Origin of the sequence: Flavobacterium sp. Arc2 (genome assembly GCF_041431385.1) — a bacterium.
GTDB lineage: Bacteria > Bacteroidota > Bacteroidia > Flavobacteriales > Flavobacteriaceae > Flavobacterium.
This window is the reverse complement of sequence record NZ_JASMRH010000055.1, coordinates 1-1,548: the sequence shown is the minus strand read 5'-3', so window position 1 is coordinate 1,548 and position 1,548 is coordinate 1. Positions and strand designations below refer to the sequence as shown.

Sequence of the window (1,548 nt, the reverse complement as noted above, 5' to 3'; positions counted from 1 at the left end):
TCGTGGAGAATAACGGAGTCGAACCGTTGACCTCCTGCGTGCAAGGCAGGCGCTCTAGCCAGCTGAGCTAATCCCCCGTTTCAAATTTTAAATTATGAATGGTGAATTTTGAATTAATGTATAATTCATACTCATACTTCTAAAATTTCCTTTTGTCCTGAATTTATTTCAGGAGCTATTTAAGTTTAAATAGTTGTCTCGGACAGACTCGAACTGTCGACCCCTACATTATCAGTGTAGTACTCTAACCAGCTGAGCTACGAGACAAGGTGATTTCTGATTTATGATTAACGATTTTTGATCTCAGATTTAAAATCCACAACCAACAATCAGCATTCAATAATCGTAAATCGTTTATCTTTTACTTAAATTGTATTATTTGAACTAACAGCAAGAGTAATATAATTTCAATCTTTGTTTCCACTTTCTCTTTTCGTCTCTTTCCCTACCGTGCTTATAAATAAGCTAACACTAAGGCTCTAGAAAGGAGGTGTTCCAGCCGCACCTTCCGGTACGGCTACCTTGTTACGACTTAGCCCTAGTTACCAGTTTTACCCTAGGCAGCTCCTTGCGGTCACCGACTTCAGGCACCCCCAGCTTCCATGGCTTGACGGGCGGTGTGTACAAGGCCCGGGAACGTATTCACCGGATCATGGCTGATATCCGATTACTAGCGATTCCAGCTTCACGGAGTCGAGTTGCAGACTCCGATCCGAACTGTGACCGGTTTTATAGATTCGCTCCTGGTCACCCAGTGGCTGCTCTCTGTACCGGCCATTGTAGCACGTGTGTAGCCCAAGGCGTAAGGGCCGTGATGATTTGACGTCATCCCCACCTTCCTCACAGTTTGCACTGGCAGTCTCGTTAGAGTTCCCGACATGACTCGCTGGCAACTAACAACAGGGGTTGCGCTCGTTATAGGACTTAACCTGACACCTCACGGCACGAGCTGACGACAACCATGCAGCACCTTGTAAATTGTCTTGCGAAAGATCTGTTTCCAAACCGGTCAATCTACATTTAAGCCTTGGTAAGGTTCCTCGCGTATCATCGAATTAAACCACATGCTCCACCGCTTGTGCGGGCCCCCGTCAATTCCTTTGAGTTTCAAACTTGCGTTCGTACTCCCCAGGTGGGATACTTATCACTTTCGCTTAGCCACTGAGATTGCTCCCAACAGCTAGTATCCATCGTTTACGGCGTGGACTACCAGGGTATCTAATCCTGTTCGCTACCCACGCTTTCGTCCATCAGCGTCAATATATTAGTAGTAACCTGCCTTCGCAATTGGTATTCCATGTAATCTCTAAGCATTTCACCGCTACACTACATATTCTAGTTACTTCCTAATAATTCAAGTCAGACAGTATCAATGGCCGTTCCACCGTTGAGCGATGGGCTTTCACCACTGACTTATCTGACCGCCTACGGACCCTTTAAACCCAATGATTCCGGATAACGCTTGGATCCTCCGTATTACCGCGGCTGCTGGCACGGAGTTAGCCGATCCTTATTCTTACAGTACCGTCAAGTCTCTACACGTAGAGG

Annotated in this window: 2 tRNA genes and 1 rRNA gene; all 3 read right to left on the bottom strand. The window is 46.2% G+C overall.

What is annotated here, in order from left to right:
* Positions 1-3: 3 nt before the first annotated feature.
* Positions 4-77 (bottom strand) — tRNA-Ala (locus QO182_RS19365).
* A 116-nt stretch (positions 78-193) separates the two neighbouring features.
* A tRNA-Ile gene (locus QO182_RS19360) sits at positions 194-267 on the bottom strand.
* A gap of 216 nt (positions 268-483) precedes the next feature.
* Positions 484-1,548: ribosomal RNA gene (locus tag QO182_RS19355) — 16S ribosomal RNA — on the bottom strand; the annotation flags it as partial.